Source organism: Actinocrinis sp. (assembly GCF_035946395.1).
In the GTDB taxonomy this organism is placed as follows: Bacteria; Actinomycetota; Actinomycetes; order Streptomycetales; family Catenulisporaceae; genus Actinocrinis.
Genome location: NZ_DASYZI010000041.1, coordinates 1 through 15,130 on the forward strand (window position 1 = coordinate 1; position 15,130 = coordinate 15,130).

Below are 15,130 nucleotides of genomic sequence, written 5' to 3' on the forward strand. Positions count from 1 at the left end.
ATCGGCAGCGTGGAGTGGTAGACGGAGACGCGCGTCGTGCGCATCCAGTCGATGAGCCCTGCGACACCGATCGCCTTCAGGTCGATCGGCAGCAGCGTGCCGCCGCTCAGCAGCGCCGCGAACGTGTCCTGGACCGCCGAGTCCCAGCTGTACGCCGATTGCAGGCTGATCCGGTCCGCGGCCCCGATGCCGAGCCCGCCGATCCACGCGTCGGCATGATGCAGAACATTGCGATGTGACTGCACGACCGGCTTCGGCCGCCCGGTGGAGCCGGAGGTGTAGAGCACGTACGCCTCGTCGCCGGGCTGCGGCAGCGCGTCGGGGTCGGGCTTGCCGTCCGCCTCCTCGACCAGCAGGTGGCCGTCGGCGGGGTTCAGCGCGCGAGCGAGACCGACGTGCGCCGTCTCGGTCAGGATTCTGCGAGCCCCGCAGTCTTCGAGCATCAGCGCCAGCCGCGCCTGCGGATAGGCCGCGTCGAGCGGGACGTAGGCGTATCCGGCCTTGAGCGCCCCGAGCACAGCGCCGACCATCGGGGCGTCGTGCCGGAACAGCAGCGCGACGCGACGCGGCCCCGCATCGCCGCCACCACAGTCGGCAAGCGCGGCGGCCTGCCGATCGGAGTACTCGTCCAGCTGCCGGTAGGTCCAGACGTGGCCGGGCGTGCGCACGGCGACGTGATCGGGCCGGGCCGCCACCTGCTCGGCGAAACGCGTGACGAGCGTCTCTCGGCCAGTCATGCCGGGCTCCCGTAGGTGAAGAGGACTGATACGGCGTCCCCGCGTGAGCGAAGCAGGTCGTACGCGTACTCGGCCTCTGCGATCGGCATGTGCGGGATCGCCATCGCCTCGGGCCGTATCGCGCCGCGGTGCACCAGGTCCAGCGCGCGGGCGAGGTTGTTATCCACGGTGTCCTCGCCCTCCGGGGGCGTCAGGTCGCGGCGGCCGTGGACGTAGTCGTCGTCGCGGTAGCCGGTCCCGCAGCGCGCCGAGTTGCGCAGGTCGATGTTGCCGAGCTCGGCACTGAACTCGATGCCGGCGCTGAACCGGCCGACCGCTACGACCACCGGCCGGCCCGGGCCGCGCCCGGCCCAGGCGAGCGCGGCGCGCAGCGTCTGCGTGGCGTCCGAGGTGGCGCAGACGAACACGCAGCGGCGTGCCGTCGGCTCGCCCGGTTCGGGCCCGGTCAGCGAGCGTTCCTCGCGCGACGCCGCTCCGAGCCTCTGCGCGGCGGCCATCCGGCCGGGGTTGCGCTCCATGACGGACACCGCGGCACCCCGGTCCCGGGCCACCTGCGCCACGAGTTGGCCGATCAGCCCTGCGCCGACGACCAACACTTCGTCGCCGTCGCGCAGCCCGGCGCGGTCGCCGGCATGCACTGCGGTCGCCGCAATGTCGGCGACGACAGCGCTGGTGAGCGGCAATTCGTCGGGAACCCGCTGTACCAACCGCCAAGGTACGGATACGACATCCGCGTGCACCGCATAGTTCCAGCCCATCGCGATCACCCGGTCGCCAGGCGCCAGGCCGGGCACGCCCTCGCCGACGTCACGCACCGTGCCGGCGGCGCAGTAGCCGAGCGGCTGCACCGCGCCGGTCTTGCGGCACTGATCCAGGTAGTGCAGCTCGGTGCCGGGGCTCACCAGCGAGCACTCGGTCGTGATCCGCACCCGGCCCGCGGCCGGCGGCTCGGTCGGCCAGTCAGCCGTGCGCAACCCGTCCGCGCCAGCCGCGACCAGCACGCGGGGCACGTCTGCGCTGCCCGTCTCCGCACCGATCGCCCCCGAACCGCTCGTCCCCACGCCCCTTGTCCCCACGCCGCTCGTCATCGCGCCGCCCCGTTCCCGGCCCGGCCGTTGCCGTTCCTGCGGTCGCTGTTCCCGACATCGCCGTTCGTGCCGTCACCGTTGCGCCCGCTCGCCCCCGCAGCGAGTGTCGGCACCGGAGCCGCGATGAACTCCTCGTCCGGCCGCGCCTCCAACTCCTCGACGAAGCCGGGGATCGGCCCCGCCGGGATCAGCTGCCCCGAGCGCTCGTACGTTGCGCGCCGGTTGCGCTTTCGCTCCAAGCCGAGGTTCATCCCGACCAGGTCGATCGGCCAGGTCTCCAGGACGCCGGAACCGACCGCATGGCGCAGCACCTCGGCGCCGCGCTCGGTGCGCACGAACACGCGCCCGTGCTTGCCGGCCACGCCGTCGACGCTCGCCGTGCCGGTCACGCTCGCGGCGAAGATGTTCGGGTCCCCGTCGCTGACACTGACGTCGGCGAGCCCTGACATCCAGTCCCCGCAGGACAGACATCGGTGCGTCTTGTTGCCGGCGAAGTGGCGCACCGCCTTCCAGAACTGCACGTCCCGCCGCGTCCCGTCGTCCGTCCAGATCCGGATGTTGCCGGGATACTCCCCCTCGCGATAACGCAGCCGGGTGACGCTGTCCGGTGCGACCCCGCCCAGGTCCTCGATCATCGCCTCGGTGCCGCGCGGCGTCGTGCCCGAGGAACAGGCGAGTTCGACCACGAACACGACGTGCTCCCGCGCCCAGCGCCCCGCCTCGGTGTCCAGGGTCTGGAGTTTGCGCACTCCCTGGACGTGGCACGCGATTCCGCTCATCGCCACCCGGCTCTCAGGGCGCTGCCTCATCACCGTGCGCAGTGCTCCGAGATAGGGCGCCAGCTGGTACGTGGACTGCGTCGTCTCGACCAGCTCCGCCGCGCTCTCGCTGAGCGAGGGGGCGGCCCGCCACGCCGTGCCGGCGGCCCGGCCCATCGTCAGGACCGTGTCGACGCCGAGGCGGTCGATCGAAGCCTGCAACAGCCCGGTGATGCTGCCGCCGCTCGCCGAGGCCTCGAACAGCCGACCGTCGCGCGCGCGTGCGCCCACCACCTCCCGGTACACGCCGATCCAGCGCTCGTCGGCCTCGCGGACCCGGCCGAACAGCCGCAGCTCGGCGTCCGGCGTGCGCGGATCGAGGCCGGGGCACGCGTCGAGGCAGTCATGGCAGTCCCCGCACGCCTCGTCGCCCAGGCCCGCCGCCGCGGTGAGCACCGGTTCGAGCCCGTCAAAGGCGATCACCTCCTTCGGGCATGCCAGCTCGCACACACCGCACGAGGTACACAGACGCGTGTCAAGCACAGCCGTGCGCAGCTCGTCGAAACCCATCCCGGTCCCCCAAATCGCAAGACGACGTCGATCGCTTACATTCCAACGGCGTGCGCCGTGCTCATGAGCGCTTCGTGCAGAAACGCCCGCTCGTCCTCGTCGAGCAGGATCGGAGGAACCAGCTTCACCGTGCAGTCCTGCGGTCCCCCGGTGAACAGCAGCAGCCCCTCGTCGAGCGCACTGCGCGCGAAACGCGCGGCGAGCTGCGGCGCCGGCTCGCCGTCGACGCGACAGTCGAACGCCCCCAGCGCGCCGATCGCGCGCGCGCCGGTCACCCACGGATGCCGGTCGGCGAGTTCCCGCATCGTGCGCAGCAGGTCGTTCTCGCGCCGCATCGCCTGCCCGGCGACGTCGTCCTGCTCGACGACGTCCAGCACCGCGCAGGCAGCCGCGCAGGAGAGCGGATGCCCCGAGTAGGTGGACGTCTGCACTCCCGCAGGAAGCTGATTCACCAGCTCGGCCTCGCCGAGTACCACGCTGATCGGGAAGCCGTTGCCCAGCGGCTTGCCGACCAGCAGCAGATCAGGGGCCTGACGCAGCCGGTCGCTGAAGAGGAGCCGTCCGGTGCGGCCGAAGCCGGTGTAGATCTCGTCCAGCGCGAACAGCGCGCCGGCCTGCCGCGCCGCGTCGGCGATGGCGTCGACCAGTTCGGGCGCGACCGTGCGCACGCCCTCGGTCACCTGCACCGGCTCCATGACCACTGCGGCGGCTCCGCCGCGCGCGGCGGCGCGGGCCAGTGCGTCGCGCACGGATTCGAGGCAGCGCTGCGCGGCCTGCGTGTCCGTACCCTGATCCGGCTCCGGCAGCCGCGCCGTGACAACCTCGTCGCGCAGCACACTGGAGTACCGCTTGAGCCCCTCACGCCAGGTCAGCCCGAGCGAGCCCGCGGTCTTTCCGTGGAAGGCGTGCTCGAACGCCACGACGACGCGCCGCCCGGTGGCCGCGCGCGCCACTTTCAGCAGCGCCTCCATCCCTTCCGAGCCGGTGGCCGTCGGGAGCACCGCCGCGTCCGCGAAGGGTGCCAGCGCCGCGAGCCGCTCGGTCAGCCGGTCGCGCACGACGCTGGAGAGCTTGCACCCGGTGTGTACGAGCTGCGACATCTGCTCGGCGGCCGCGGCGAGCACCTTCGGGTGCTGATGCCCGAGGCTGACCGCGCCGCTCCCGGCGGTGCCGTCGAAGTACCGCCGCCCGGACTCGTCGTAGAGCCAGGCGCCCTCGCCGCGCACGAACGCCGGCCCGAGACTCGTGCCGGTCGAGACGGCCTCGTGCTTCACCGCGGCGGTCATGACGCCGCCAGGTCGCGTTCGAAGCGGACGCGGTCCTCGCCCGGCCCGTCCCAGTCCTTCCACACCTGCGGCGCGGACGGCTGCGTACCCGGAGCCGGAACGCACCGGAAGCCCACTCGCGCGTGGAAGTCCTGCGAGCCGACGTTCGCGGGCGAGGTCACCGCCGTGACCCGCGTGCAGCCGCGCTCCGCGGCGATCTCGAAGAAACGGCTGTACAGCGCCCTGCCGACGCCCTGGCCGCGCGCCTGTGGCGCGACCCCGACGAAGTGCGCGTGCGCCTCGCCGGGCACCGACGAGGAGAGGATCCCGACCAGAAATCCGGCCGGCACGGCACGGTACTCGTGCCCGTACTCGTGATCCCCCTCACCCCCGAACCCTGACTCGGCTGCCAAACTGGTGGCGGCGAAGTGCCGGAAGAACAACCGTGGCAGCATCCTGACCACGTGGTCGTTCCCCCACCACGACGCAAGCGCCGCGATGACGGGTTCGTAGTCGTCCTCACGCAGGGTCCTGATGCGGACGGCCGTCGCCGGCATGCTCATCGTCACTCCCCGTCCCGCTCGATGTCGGCGCCGATCGCGGCCATGTCCTCGGCGAAGCCTGGATACGACGTCGTGTGGCAGGCGCCGCCGAGAACCGTGGTGCGGCCCGGCAGCGCGCAGCCGAGGGTGACCGCCGTCATGGCGATGCGATGGTCGCCGAAACCGTCGACCGTCGCGGCCGTGAGCGGCGCGCCGCCCTCGACGCGGATGCTCGTGTCCGAGACCGTCACATCCGCACCGAAACCGCGCAGCATCTCCTGCGTCGTGAGCAGCCGGTTGGTCTCCTTGAAGACCAGCTCGGCGGAGGCACCGATCCGCGAACTCCCGGGAAGCCGGGTGCCGACGGCGGCCAGCAGCGGGGCCTCGTCGATGAGGGAGTGGAAGGTCTGCTCGTCCTCAACGGCGAACGGGCCGACGCCGTCGAGTCCGCCCTCCACCACGATGGTGCCGATCTGCTCGCCGGCCACGACGGCGCGGTCCTCGTACCGGATGGCCGCCCCGGCCTTGCGCAGCACCTCGAAGAACCCGAGCCTGGTCGGGTTGAGGCACACGCCGGGCAGACGCAGCGTGCTGCCATCCCCCCACAGCAGGTGAGCGGCCGCAGGGTAGGCAGCGAGCGACGGGTCGTTCGGCACCTCGATCACGGGCAGCGCCTTGAGCGCCCCGCCCCGGTACGTCAGCAGTTGCTCATCCTCGACGAGATCGGCACCGAGCGCGGCCAGCAGGCGCTCGGTATGGTCGCGCGAGCGCACCGGGTGGCCGATCTCCACCGGAAGCCCGGCGCCCACCGCGGCGAGCAGTACGGCTGATCGAGCCTGAGCGCTGCCGACGCGCAGCGTGATCGGCACGCTGCGGCGAACCGGGCCGCGCACCGCCACCGGCAACCGTCCGGCCGCGCCGAGGTAGTCGATGCGGGCACCGAGCTCGCGTAAGGGTTCGACGACCCATTCCATAGGACGCTGCCGCAGCACGGCGTCCCCGTCGACGATGGCGGAGATTCCCTTGCCGGCCAGTACACCGATCAACAGGCGGCCCGCGGCGCTGGATCCTCCGACGTCCAGAACGGGTTCACCGGATTCGCCGACTTCACCGCCCTCAGGCGCCGCATCCGGCTCGACGATCAGCGAGCCGCCCGACCACCGGACCGAGAAGCCGAGCAGCCGCAGCGGGTCGAGCAGCGCGCGAACGGCACCGCCGGGATTGGCGTTGCGCACCTCCACCGGCGACTCGGTGATCAGAGACGACAGCAGCGCCCGGTGGGTGATCGACTTGTCGCCGGGCACGGTGACAGTGGCGGTGAGCGGCGCGCGAGTGTCGACGCCGCCGTCGACGCCGACAGCACGGCCACCGTTCACGCTTATGTCCGGCCAGGCCGACTGGCGAGCCGTTCCGGCGGCCGGCTGCTGCGTGGTCAACGTCTCCTCCGCCCAAACACGGGCACGCACCATCGGCACGCGCGATGAAATCAGGTAACTGAATAACTGACGTCAACGCGGGCGCGACGTTGCATCCGCGCGAAGATGAAGGCTTTTCCCCCGATTGGCTCGGTACCCGAACGAACGTATCAGCATCACCGAATCCTGACAAGGGAACTTCAGAGCCCTGTCAGATATGCCACTTGACCAGGCAATTCCGCACGCCGCGCCTCGCCTGGACGCAAGACAACCCACGCCACGCATACAATGGATAGAACATCAACCACTTCTTTCAGGCAAAAGCCCACGCCCGCCCGGCGTGACGCAAGTCCACCTATTACCATCGCGCTCGGCCGGACGTAGCCGGGCCGAACGGTTCGCCACGTTGAGAGTCAAACGCCTCAATAACGGCGCGCGCGTGGCAAGCAGAGCGCCGGTAAGCGCTTCTCTCCGCCTTGGTGCCGGAGGTCGGGAACGTGGTGCGATACGGAGCAGGTCGGAACGGCGCACCACCCCACCATCCGTACGCGCGCTTCTTTGAGCCCCAGGAGAGAGCCTTGCGTCGTTCCCTGACCACAGTGGCCGCGGCCTTGTTCTGCGCCGCCTCGATGGCGGGTGCCGCCACCCCGGCCAACGCCGCCGCCGTCCGCCCCGCCGGCATCGTCACGTCGTTGTGGGGCTACTTCGGGGACCTGGGCACCTGCTATCACGAAGGCGCCATCCTCGCGGCCGAGAACCCGAACTGGATTGGCTACTACTGCCAGGTGGACCCGACCAGGCCGGGCACCAATGTCGGCCTCTGGTACGAAGTGGCCGGCTGACCGACGCAGTGACGCAGTGGCACATGGTTAGGCCACGTCCGGCCGATCACGGTGGTTCGAGGTGTCCCCCGACTGCCTCGCTTGGCACGCGACCACGGCAAGCATGGCGTAGGCACGAGGAGCTGATCAGCTTCCTTAGGTGCTGGTTGCGGCGTGCAGCGCGGATCACGAGCAATCCGTTCATGACCCTCTCACCACCGGCCACGGTGAGAGGGTCATGAACGTCAAGTTCCTCTCGCCCACCCTGCGCTGGCCAACCATGATGGCTTCACCTGTGCGGATGGGTTTTCGGCATGCGCGGGGCTGTTGGCAGCCGGTCTGAGATCAAACCGTCTGGCAGTTGGTTTGTTAGAACTGTACGCATCCGTTGGCTGCGTTGCTCCAGAGCATTTGTTGGGCGAACACACCGGTGGGCAGGGTTTGTGCGAAGAACGGGCCTGTTTGGCATTTGTCGCCGATCTCGCCGGCCAGGTTGGTGTCGTACCAGGCGTTGAGTGCGACGTCGGTGATGGTCTCGGCGTATTCGTGGCCGCCGATGATGGAGAACCCGTCCAGTGGGCTGCGTACCGAGTTCGCCGCGCACGCGGTGCCTGCGTCCAGGACGTAGGGCATGTTGGTGAAGGCCACGAAACGGCCCAGGGCGTCGGTGGTGGCCGAGTGGTAGGCGCAGAAGCCTGAGGTCGGGAATCCGGCCGGGTGCGCGCCCGAGGGACTGAGCACGAAAACCTGCGAGTCGGTGCCGAAAGAACCGAAATAGTTCGCCCCCGCGACTGCTTCGGCGGCGATTTGGGCGGCGGTGGCGGCGAAGGGCACTGGGCTGTTGTCGATGACCGCGCCGGCCAGGGCCGAGACGCCGAACGTGGGGCCTTGCCCGGTGGCGTCGGTGTACTGCGACATGATGGGCGACCAGTTATCCGCGGGCTGGCCCAAGCCCTGGAAGTAGTAGTACATGTACGACGCTGCGCCGTTGGGGTTGCTCTGCCACTGGGTGCCCCAGAACACCAGGTAGACCCGGGGCTGGTGGGTGACCGGGCCGCCGTGGTAGGTCATGTTCGCGACCAGCGGCGCTTGCCGGATCTGCTGCGCGCCGCGCTGTGGCGTGACCGCGGCGGGTTCAACCTGCGCCGGCCCGCGGTGCAGCGTCACCTGCGGGATCGGCGGCATGCTGGAAGCCGCGGCGACCGGGACGGCGGGGGCGGCTGCGGCATCCGTTGCCGCGTTCGCGGGCGCAGCGAAGGTGAGCAAGCTTGCGGACACGGCGAGTGCGGCGGCGGTCAGGATGCTGCCTGAACGCAATTTGATCAACGTGCGCATGGTGTTTCTTTGTCCTCCATCGAACAATAGCCGCGGAAAGGGGACGTGCTGCCACGGGGAGCACAGACGCGCCTGAAACGTGCGAGGGGAACAATTCGGACGTTATCAGAGTTCGAAGGAAGCGCAATCACGCCAGGCGTACTTGCAAGCACTGTTTGGTGCGCCAAGCAACACTCACGAAGTTTGAGCCCTGATCTGTCGCGTCAGGCTTTTTGGCGCAGGACATAGCCGAATCACGACATGAGGTTTTGATGATCAGTCGGCGTGGCAGCTGGATTTCGGCGAGTATGAGACGACCGCCGACGGGATCTGTCGCGTGACTGAGGTCACCGAATACTTCACGAAGAACGAGCACGGAGGGCCCATCGCCCCGACCTGCACCGGCGCGGACGCGACCAAGATCCGGTCGCACGAGGCCCTGCGCTGCCGCCGACCGGTCGAGATCCTGCGCGGCCTGTCGCTACACCCGATCCACAAGAATCAAACCCGAGAACTTGTGCCAAAAGCCTGATGCGGGACACGCCGTCGCGTCTGGCGTCGGTGTCATGCTCCGAATCTGTGGTGATCGGGCGGCGTGGTGGACATGAGGGTTGGTTCGGCCGGGTTGAGTGCTGCGGCGATGGCGACGTGCTCCATGCCGTGCGCGAGTGCTTCGATCCGTTCGGGGCTGAAGTACCCGGTGTGTGCGCACACTGTCAGCACGATGCCCGTGGGGTCCTCGTCGATGTGCACGAACATGTTCTCGTCGCGGTCCTGGTCGGTCTTCTCGGTCCAGCGCAGGACGCCGCGGTCGCGGGCCTCGTGCAGTACACGGGGGGTGATCTGGTCGTGCGCAGCGGATGCCGTGTTCTGCTGCAAGCTGCGGCGGTCGTTGAAGAAGCACCTGATCTCGAAGTCCCCGGGTAGTTCCCGGGTGACGCGGGCGATCATGTCGTCGAGTTGCTCCGGATCGTAGTATGCGTGCTTGGATGCGATCATCACCGAGCGCTGCGCGCGGCGGATCGCCTCGTCGACGGTGGCGTCCGCGACGTCGAGGGCGAGGATTCCGCCTTGCACCGCCGTGCACACCACGTCGGCCAGGCCGGGCCGGAAGCGGTTGCTCACCAGCGGGCGGGTCACCACCGGGTTGACGCCGGTGATCCGGGCCAGGGCAGTGGCGTAGAGGACCAGCAGCACCACGGAGGAGTCCACTGCGACGCGCGCGGCGATGGCCCGGACACCCAGTTGCAAGGCGAGTGAGGTGAACTGCGCACACCAGCGCACCGGCTGGCGCGGGGCGTCGAGGCCGCCGATCCGGCGCGTGGGGGCCGACCGGATCAGGTTTTCCCAATGCCGCAGTGCGGCGGCGTTCTGCCGCAGCCCGGCGGGTGAGGATTGCCATCGGGCCTGGTCCAGCGGCTGTAGCCCGGCGCACGGCGCGGTGCGTCGTTGCGCGGCCTCGCGTAGCATCACCTGTGCCCCGGCTGCGTCGAGGGCGAGATGGCATATGAGGGCGACCATATGGGTGGGCACGCCACGGTCGAGCACCAGCGCCATCCGTAGGGGCCAGTGGTCGGCGAAGTGGAAGGCTGCGCGCCGGTACTGCGCCTCGATGGCGGCGGCGGTGCGCCCCGGCGCATCCTCGGCGGCCTCGCCGGTACCGTCTGCATCGCCGATGGCCGTGGCGTCGAACAATTCCAGGGTGATCTGTCCGGAGTCGAAGAGTACCTGGACCGGCCGGTCGCCGTCCCCGAAGCGCAACCGCGTGCGCAGTGAGGGAAACCGGGTCATCAGGTAACGTAGTTCCTCCACCACGTCCTCAAGCCGGGTGCCCGGTTCGAGCCGTTGCGTGCCGCCGAGCGGCAGCCAGTTGTTCTGGCCGACCATCGCGCGCCACATGTCGAACTGGCCCCAGGTCATCGGCGCCACACCGCAGTCCTGTGCGGTGAAGGTGACCAATACGCGGTCTGAGGGGCTCAGGGCCACGGGGCCGGGGTTCGTTGGGGAGCCGTCCTGACCAGAGAGGACCATGGGTAGGTGGGTGCTGGCCCCGGCGGTCATCCAGGACTCCTCTGGTGAGATCTTTCGGATGAAGCGTGGTACTCGATTATCCGATGCGCGTCGCCGAGCGGGTAGCCCGGCGCCATGCCTGCTGTGTCAGGCTGCTGCGGCGGTCCGGCATTCGAGGGTGATGGTGCCGAGGATCGCGCGCGTGCGGGCACGAACACGGGGCCTGATCAGCCCAGACGGAAAATCGGCGCCTACAACGACGCTGGGCACGGGTGGTTCCACCCGTCCACCTCCGCAGACTCGGTGTGCCGTATCAGGCAGATGCGGATCTGTATTCGTACACGGTGATGCGAACGTTTCAGGAGAGCCATGGCCCTGTAGGGCTCGAATATACGATTCGTTCTGCGTGGCCGACGCGGTCAACCCTGCCGTGGGCGGGGTCCGGCTGCTGATGTAGCCGCCATTTCGCTCCGAACGCGGGCCATCAGTCCGGCGCGCGACACGAGTGATTCGGCAAAGCCGCGCAAGTCGAGATCGTCCATCCGCTCGCCGGCCGTGGCGAACCACTGGCTGCTGAGCCGCGAGAGCGCTTGGAGGTTCTCGACCACCGGGCGGCGCCTGGCCTCGTATGTCGCCAATGCCTGCTCGACGGTCGGCTGCTCGGCGATCGCGTCGGCGAGGGCTGCGGCGTCGGCCAGGGCGAGTGAGGTGCCGGAGCCGATCGAGAAGTGCGCGGTGTGCGCTGCGTCGCCGATCAGCACGGTGCGGCCGGCGGACCAACGAGACAGGCTGATCTGCGCGAACTCCCGCGGCGCCCCACTGCCTCCGTACAGCGCCCGGCCGCCGAGGTCCGCGGCGAAGACGCTCGTGCACAATTCGGCCGTGGCCGCCGCGACTGTGTCCGGCTTCACGGTGCCCGATTTCACCGTGCCCGGCTCGCCGCCCAGCGCCAGCGCCCAGGTCCGCTCCCCCGCCTCGACGATGAATGCACTCTCATCATCCGAGTAGGAATATGCGTGCGCTGTGAACACGCCCGCGGGTGTGCGGCGGAAAAGGAAGGTCAGCTCCGGAAAGGCGACCTCGGTGGCGAACCAGACGAAGCGGGCACTGACGGCCGGATCCCGGCGCACCGTACCGACGCTGCGGAACGCGGAGTCGGTGCCGTCCGCCGCGACGACCAGATCCGCATCCAGATCCACTGTCAGGCCCGCGCCATCCGGTGACGCCGTGACCGGGATGACCGGGGCGGCGTATTCGATCGGCACGCCTTCGCGGTCGAGCCGTTCACGCAACAGGCGCAGGAGCCCGTCGCGGCTCAGTGACAGCATCGGGTGGCCGTCGAAGACCGTCCGCTCGCCTTCCCGCACGACCGCGAGCCGGTTCCAGTCGCGGGCCGCGACCGCGATGTCACGCGCCCAGTCGCTGCCGGTCAACGCCAGCCGGGTCAGCTGCCCCGGCGGGAACACCAGTCCGAAGCCGCGCCGCCCGTCGCGCGGATCGCGTTCGTACACCCGGATATCGGCCGACGCGCCGAGCCGACCGCGTAGGGCGAGTGCCGCGGCGCAGCCGGCGGGTCCGGCCCCGATGACCGCGATGCGCATCATCCGGCTCCGGCCAGCGATTGGGTGACCGCCGAGCGGCTGGTCAGCGCCCCGTGCTGGACGATGACCGACTCGACCTGTGCCCGTTGCACGGACAGCGCAACGACCTCAGCCTCCACGGTGGCGTGGCCGGGCCGCAGGATTCCGAGGAACCGCGTGTCCAGGCGGCTGGTGACGAAGGTGACGCCGTCCGGCAGAACACTGAGCATCACCATGGCAGCGATCTGGTCGTGTAGCGCGGCGACGTGGCCGCCGAAGACTATGCCCGGGGCGCTGCACACGTCCTCGGCCAGCTCAAGGCGCGCGGCGACCCTGCCAGGCTGCCATTCCAGCCCTGACACCGCAAGCCGGAGGTTTACGATGTAGCCCCGCGGCGGCGGTGCACCGGACGCGATGGCGTTCAGCAGTGCACGGCCCGCGGTACGCTCGGTGCCAGGCAGCAGCTCACTGACGTCCGGCATCGGCACGCCCCGCGTCAGTCGGGTCCGGCTTCCGCTGCGCCGCGGCAGGCGCCGTGGTCGCGGCCGGGGCTGCGGCGGCCGTCGGGCGGTGCCGAGCCAGCCTGGTGACGAGCGCTGCGGCGACCGCGAAACAGCCCGCCATCAGCAGCGTCGAGGAGACCAGGCCGCCACGCAGCGCGAAGTATCCGCTGGCGGTGATCCCGCCGGGCAGGCCGTGCAGGAACAGCACGCCGATCACCGCGACGCCCAGCGCGCCGCCGAGCTGCTGCGCGGTGGACAGCAGCCCGGAGACCGCCCCGACGTCCGTGGTCGGCACGGTACGCAGCACGAAGGTCAGCAGCGGCGGCACGATGAGCCCGAGCCCGAGCCCGGTCACGAACATCGCCGGCGTCATCCACCAGGCCAGCTGGTGGCCGCTGCGGTCCAGGTCCAGCGTCAGCGCCAGCAACAGGCTGCCGGCCGCGCAGATCAGACCGCCGGCGATCAGCACGTTGCGAGTGTCGTACTTGGCGACGATCTTGGTGGAGCGCAGCGCGGTAATCAGTGTGCCGATGGCATATGGCGTCATCGCGACACCCGCAGTGAGCGCGTCGTACGCCAAGCCGTATTGCAGAACGATCGAGTAGTACAGGAAGAACGGGATGACAGCGACGAACAGCACGACGTAAAGCAGCAGCCCGATACGGAAGCCCGCGAAGCGCCAGAACAGCGGCGGCACCAGCGGAGATCCCTCACCGCTCTCGACCGCGCGCTCGCGCAGCAGGAACACTGCCGCGAGCATCGGAGAAAAGCCCAGGCTCACCCAACTCCACGCGGGCCAGCCGTGGTCGCGGCCGACGGTGAGCGGCACCGTCACCGCCGCCATCAGGACGATTGCGAGCGCGGCGCCCGGCACGTCGAGGCGCTTGGCGTTCGGGCTGCGCACGGCCGGCACCAGCTTCGGCGTCAGGGCGATGACGACCAGCCCGACCGGCACGTTGATCAGGAAGATCGGCCGCCACTCGCCGAGCACGTTCAGCTTGATCAGCACCCCGGCCAGCACCGGCCCGACGATCGTCGCACTGCTGATGACCGCGCCGAGCAACGAGAACGCCCGGGGCAGCCGCTGCGGCGGCACGACGATCGTCAGCGTCGCGAGGACCTGCGGGTACATCAGCGCCGCCGAGAAGCCTTGCAGCACCCGGAACGTGATCAGCTCGCCCGGGTTCTGCGACAGGCCGCAGCCGAGGCTGGCCAACGTGAACGCGATCGTGCCGTAGAGGAGCAGCGCGCGGCGGCCGAAGATGTCGCCGAGCCGGCCGCCGGTCACCAGCACCGTCGCGTAAGCGACCTGATAACCGGCGATCATCAGCTGCACCTCGGCGATGTCCGCGCCGAGGCTGCGCTGGATGCTCGGCGCGGCGATGTTCACGATCGAGATGTCGGCCAGCAGCATGAAGGCGGCGCCGAGCACCAGCCTGACGCTCGGACCCAGCGACGCCGAAGGCGCCGGCGCCGCGGCCGCCCCGTCTCGTGTCTCTGTCAAGGCGACTCCTCCGGCGGTTGCGCTCCACGGTCGATGAACCCGGACACCTCGGCGCGCCGCCGGTCGAACTCGGCGGCGGCGCGCTCGTCCTCGTCGCCCACCGCGCCGATGTCCAGGCGGCTGAACCCGAGGACCCCCATCTGCTCGAACGCCGCCTGCATCGACGGCCCGAACAGGTTGATGTCGCGCAGCGTGGGGACGATCCGGCTGAACAGGCGCCTGCGAAACTCACGCATCGCGGGTGAGCGCCTGGAGAGCCGGATGCACTCCTCGGCACCGAGGTCCAGCCGACGCCACATCTCCTCGCCGACGAAGCGGTCGCGCAGCGCCCAGCAGGCCTCGATCGCGAACTGCTCGCGTTCGCGCAGTTCCGCCTCGGTCAGCTCGGCGTAGAAGCGGCGCAGCGCGACCCGACCGAACGCGACGTGCCGCGCCTCGTCCTGAAGCACGTAAGCGTTGAAGGCGCGGGCGAGCGGATCGCGCATCCGGTCGCGCTGGATGCTGAACGACGCCAGCGCCAGCCCCTCGACGAGTACCTGCATGCCGAGCGCGGTGATGTCCCAGCGCGGGTCCGTGGCGATCGTGGCCAGCAGCGCGCCGAGCGCGTCAGAGATCGGATACGTGACGCCGATCTTGGTGTTCAGGAACCGCTGGTACGCCTCGGTGTGTCTGGCCTCGTCCATCACCTGGGTCGCTGCGTAGAACTTGGCGTCCAGGTCGGGCACGGTCTGCACGATCTTGGCCGCGCACATCAGCGCCGCCTGCTCGCCGTGCAGGAACTGCGAGTAGAGCCAGCCCGCGGTATGGACCCTGACGGTCGAGCGCTCCTTCGCGTCGAGCCCGTCCCACAACGGGGTTCCGGCGATCCAGATGAACTCGTCGGGCATGCCGAGCGGATTGTCCGGATCGACCTCGTGCGCCCAGTCGATGCGCGTCTCCGCGTTCCACTGGCGCTCCTTGCCGAGGCGGTACAGGCGCAGCAGGTCGTCGTGGGCACGGTCGTACTCCCACGTGAACGTCATC

14 protein-coding genes are annotated in these 15,130 nt (G+C 69.8%); 2 read left to right on the plus strand and 12 right to left on the minus strand.

The features are described from left to right. The 6 genes from VGS97_RS02865 to VGS97_RS02890 all read right to left on the minus strand — a co-directional run. Positions 1-737, minus strand: a 737-nt coding sequence (locus VGS97_RS02865) for an AMP-binding protein (RefSeq protein ID WP_326851588.1), incomplete at its 3' end; no start/stop codon positions are given. After that, positions 734-1,798: a hypothetical protein gene (locus VGS97_RS02870; protein WP_326851589.1), complete on the minus strand. Its 1,065-nt coding sequence runs from the start codon at positions 1,796-1,798 to the stop codon at positions 734-736. The genes VGS97_RS02865 and VGS97_RS02870, both read right to left, overlap by 4 nt. A 23-nt stretch (positions 1,799-1,821) precedes the next feature. Next, positions 1,822-3,153 carry a Coenzyme F420 hydrogenase/dehydrogenase, beta subunit C-terminal domain gene (locus tag VGS97_RS02875; RefSeq protein WP_326851590.1) on the minus strand — a complete coding sequence of 444 codons (1,332 nt, stop codon included), beginning with the start codon at positions 3,151-3,153 and terminating at the stop codon, positions 1,822-1,824. Positions 3,154-3,188: 35 nt separating this feature from the next. Beyond that, complete coding sequence (locus tag VGS97_RS02880; RefSeq protein ID WP_326851591.1) at positions 3,189-4,439, minus strand: aspartate aminotransferase family protein; 1,251 nt, start codon at positions 4,437-4,439, stop codon at positions 3,189-3,191. Further along, a complete protein-coding gene (locus VGS97_RS02885) occupies positions 4,436-4,981 on the minus strand; it encodes a GNAT family N-acetyltransferase (protein WP_326851592.1) in 546 nt (181 codons plus the stop codon). Before VGS97_RS02885 ends, VGS97_RS02880 begins: the two co-directional genes overlap by 4 nt. A 2-nt stretch (positions 4,982-4,983) precedes the next feature. Beyond that, positions 4,984-6,396, minus strand: a complete 1,413-nt coding sequence (locus VGS97_RS02890) for a 3-phosphoshikimate 1-carboxyvinyltransferase (protein WP_326851593.1) — start codon at positions 6,394-6,396, stop codon at positions 4,984-4,986. Positions 6,397-6,953: 557 nt separating this feature from the next. Between VGS97_RS02890 and VGS97_RS02895 the strand changes: the two genes are divergently transcribed. Continuing rightward, positions 6,954-7,217: a hypothetical protein gene (locus tag VGS97_RS02895; protein WP_326851594.1), complete on the plus strand. Its 264-nt coding sequence runs from the start codon at positions 6,954-6,956 to the stop codon at positions 7,215-7,217. Positions 7,218-7,565: 348 nt separating this feature from the next. Here the strand turns inward: VGS97_RS02895 and VGS97_RS02900 are convergent, their stop codons facing one another. After that, a complete protein-coding gene (locus VGS97_RS02900) occupies positions 7,566-8,522 on the minus strand; it encodes a hypothetical protein (protein ID WP_326851595.1) in 957 nt (318 codons plus the stop codon). A gap of 325 nt (positions 8,523-8,847) precedes the next feature. Here VGS97_RS02900 and VGS97_RS02905 point away from each other — a divergent pair, with 325 nt between their 5' ends. Then, positions 8,848-9,042, plus strand: coding sequence for a hypothetical protein (locus VGS97_RS02905; protein WP_326851596.1), 195 nt, complete (start codon positions 8,848-8,850; stop codon positions 9,040-9,042). 32 nt (positions 9,043-9,074) lie between these two features. Here VGS97_RS02905 and VGS97_RS02910 read toward each other — a convergent pair whose 3' ends face one another. From VGS97_RS02910 to VGS97_RS02930, 5 genes are all read right to left on the minus strand, one after another. After that, a complete protein-coding gene (locus VGS97_RS02910) occupies positions 9,075-10,571 on the minus strand; it encodes a condensation domain-containing protein (RefSeq protein ID WP_326851597.1) in 1,497 nt (498 codons plus the stop codon). A 368-nt stretch (positions 10,572-10,939) separates the two neighbouring features. Beyond that, positions 10,940-12,121, minus strand: coding sequence for an FAD-dependent monooxygenase (locus tag VGS97_RS02915; RefSeq protein WP_326851598.1), 1,182 nt, complete (start codon positions 12,119-12,121; stop codon positions 10,940-10,942). Then, entirely contained in the window at positions 12,121-12,582 is a 462-nt protein-coding gene (locus VGS97_RS02920; protein ID WP_326851599.1) for a PaaI family thioesterase, read from the minus strand. The genes VGS97_RS02915 and VGS97_RS02920 overlap by 1 nt, the downstream gene beginning before the upstream one ends. Further along, the gene (locus VGS97_RS02925; RefSeq protein WP_326851600.1) at positions 12,566-14,107 is read right to left on the minus strand and encodes an MFS transporter; all 1,542 of its coding nucleotides are present in this window, start codon (positions 14,105-14,107) and stop codon (positions 12,566-12,568) included. The genes VGS97_RS02920 and VGS97_RS02925 overlap by 17 nt, the downstream gene beginning before the upstream one ends. Beyond that, complete coding sequence (locus tag VGS97_RS02930) at positions 14,104-15,129, minus strand: diiron oxygenase (RefSeq protein ID WP_414641630.1); 1,026 nt, start codon at positions 15,127-15,129, stop codon at positions 14,104-14,106. The genes VGS97_RS02925 and VGS97_RS02930 overlap by 4 nt, the downstream gene beginning before the upstream one ends. Position 15,130 lies beyond the last annotated feature (1 nt).

Bases quoted from the DNA above. Each gene is read 5' to 3' on its own strand.
- VGS97_RS02875 (WP_326851590.1), bottom strand. From the start codon at position 3,153: ATGGGTTTCGACGAGCTGCGCACGGCTGTGCTTGACACGCGTCTGTGT.
- VGS97_RS02880 (WP_326851591.1), bottom strand. From the start codon at position 4,439: ATGACCGCCGCGGTGAAGCACGAGGCCGTCTCGACCGGCACGAGTCTC.
- VGS97_RS02885 (WP_326851592.1), bottom strand. From the start codon at position 4,981: ATGAGCATGCCGGCGACGGCCGTCCGCATCAGGACCCTGCGTGAGGAC.
- VGS97_RS02910 (WP_326851597.1), bottom strand. From the start codon at position 10,571: ATGACCGCCGGGGCCAGCACCCACCTACCCATGGTCCTCTCTGGTCAG.
- VGS97_RS02915 (WP_326851598.1), bottom strand. From the start codon at position 12,121: ATGCGCATCGCGGTCATCGGGGCCGGACCCGCCGGCTGCGCCGCGGCA.
- VGS97_RS02920 (WP_326851599.1), bottom strand. From the start codon at position 12,582: ATGCCGGACGTCAGTGAGCTGCTGCCTGGCACCGAGCGTACCGCGGGC.
- VGS97_RS02930 (WP_414641630.1), bottom strand. From the start codon at position 15,129: ATGACGTTCACGTGGGAGTACGACCGTGCCCACGACGACCTGCTGCGC.